This is a genomic window from Solemya elarraichensis gill symbiont (genome assembly GCF_002021095.1).
Lineage (GTDB): Bacteria > Pseudomonadota > Gammaproteobacteria > Chromatiales > Chromatiaceae.
In genome coordinates, this window is sequence record NZ_MPRK01000270.1 from 1 (window position 1) to 2,305 (window position 2,305).

The following is a 2,305-nucleotide window of genomic DNA, read 5'->3' on the forward strand; positions in this document are numbered from 1 at the left end:
GCAAAGAAAACGGCAAAGAAAAAAGTGACGAAGAAAAAGGTAACTAAGAAAAAAGCGCAAAAAAAGCGCTAGTAAAAGTTATGAAGGCCACTCGCCTGCACTAGTGCAGTGTATGACATTTTGCGGGTGACTCTTCGAGAGCCTCAACAATGCGATTCCTGGTGATCTCGGCAAATTCTTTGCTGCTCAGCCTTTCCGGCTTGACCGGCTCACAAAAGGTGATCTGTACTTGACTTGACGATTTGCGTTTCAGTGTTTGCCAGAGGTGAACCGGAAAGCTGTCATCATCGATATAGGCGGCACGTTTGCCGGTTTCTGCCGTGGCGTTCGAAAACCTGCGCTTTCGATTGCCAAAGACCTGCGGTATGCTTCACCAATTCCAATAATACCGAGTTAGATTCGTCCTGATGAGTTTCAGTTACGATCCCGCAGAAATTGAGCGTCAATCCCAGTCATACTGGGAGAAAAATGGTTCCTTCAATGCAACCGAAGACCCCTCGCGGGAGAAATTCTACTGCCTGTCGATGTTTCCCTATCCATCCGGCAAATTGCACATGGGCCACGTGCGCAACTACACCATCGGTGACGTGATTGCCCGCCAGCAGCGTATGCTCGGAAAAAATGTCCTTCAACCAATGGGTTGGGACGCTTTTGGTTTGCCCGCAGAGAACGCAGCAATCAAGAACAAGACCGCGCCGGCCAAGTGGACGCGGGACAACATTGCCTATATGAAAGAGCAGCTCAAGCGCCTCGGTTTCGGTTATGACTGGGAGCGCGAGCTGGCAACCTGTGATCCGGACTATTATCGCTGGGAGCAGTGGCTCTTTACGCGGTTGATGGAGAAGGGCCTCGCCTACAAAAAAACAGCGACGGTCAATTGGGATCCGGTAGACCAGACAGTGCTCGCCAATGAGCAGGTAATCGACGGTAAGGGCTGGCGCTCGGGCGCGGTTGTCGAAAAACGTGAAATCGAACAGTGGTTTCTGCGCATTACAGATTACGCCCAGGAGTTGCTCGACGATGTTGAGAAACTGGATGGCTGGCCAGACCAGGTTCGTACCATGCAGCGAAACTGGATCGGACGCTCTGAAGGTGTCGAGATGTCATTCGGTATCGAGGATTCGGATGAGAGCCTGACGATTTTCACCACCAGGCCGGATACCCTGATGGGTGTCACCTACGTGGCGGTGGCGGCAGAGCATCCGCTCGCGCTTGCAGCAGCTGAATCACATCCGGATGTGGCGGCCTTCGTCGACGAGTGTAAATCCGGTGGTGTCAGTGAGGCAGAACTGGAGACCATGGAGAAGAAGGGCGTAGCCCTCGATATCAATGCTCTCCACCCAGTCACCGGTGAAGCGGTACCTGTCTATGCGGCCAACTTTGTTCTCATGAGTTATGGCTCCGGTGCCGTCATGGCTGTTCCCGGACATGACCAGCGTGACTGGGAGTTTGCCGGGCAGTATGGAATTCCCCGCAAGCAGGTTATTTTCTCAACCGATGGCTCTGCGTGTGGAATTGAGGAAGCAGCCTATGTAGAGAAGGGCGAACTGAAGAACTCGGGCGAGTTTGACGGGCTTGATTCAAATGCCGCTTTCGATGCGATTGCGAGTTGGCTCGAGGCGCATGGCAAGGGTAGTCGCCAGGTCAACTTCAGGTTGCGTGACTGGGGCGTTTCGCGCCAGCGCTACTGGGGTTGTCCGATTCCTGTCATACATGCGGCCGACGGCTCCAACCGTCCTGCTGACGAGTTTCCAGTGCAGTTACCAGAGGATGTAATTGTTGATGGCTCGGGTTCGCCACTGAAGCGCATGCCGGAGTTTTACCAGCTCTCCGATGGAGAGGAACGCGAAACAGATACATTCGATACCTTCTTTGAATCAAGCTGGTACTACGCACGTTACTGCTCGCCTGGCTGTGACACTGCAATGCTTGATGAACGGGCAAAATACTGGCTTCCAGTTGATCAATACGTTGGCGGTATTGAGCATGCTGTTTTGCACCTGCTGTATGCGCGCTTTTTCAACAAGCTGATGCGTGACGAGGGACTGATTGAGAATGACGAGCCCTTCACCAACCTGCTGACGCAGGGAATGGTTATCGCTGAGACCTGGTACCGTGATAATGCCGACGGCTCGAAAGAGTGGTACAACCCGGCTGATATCGATATCGAGCGTGACGACAAGGGCAAGGTCATCGCTGCAGTCCTCAAATCCGATGGCGAGCCGGTTATGTTCGGTGGCATCGAGAAGATGTCCAAGTCGAAGAATAATGGTGTCGATCCACAGGACCTGATTGACTGTTACGG

General features: G+C 53.1%; 1 protein-coding gene. It reads left to right on the forward strand.

Translation table 11 applies throughout. The features are described 5' to 3' along the window. Window positions 1–407: 407 nt before the first annotated feature. A partial coding sequence (leuS, locus tag BOW51_RS10035; RefSeq protein WP_078477595.1) for a leucine--tRNA ligase occupies window positions 408–2,305 on the forward strand: 1,898 nt, incomplete at its 3' end.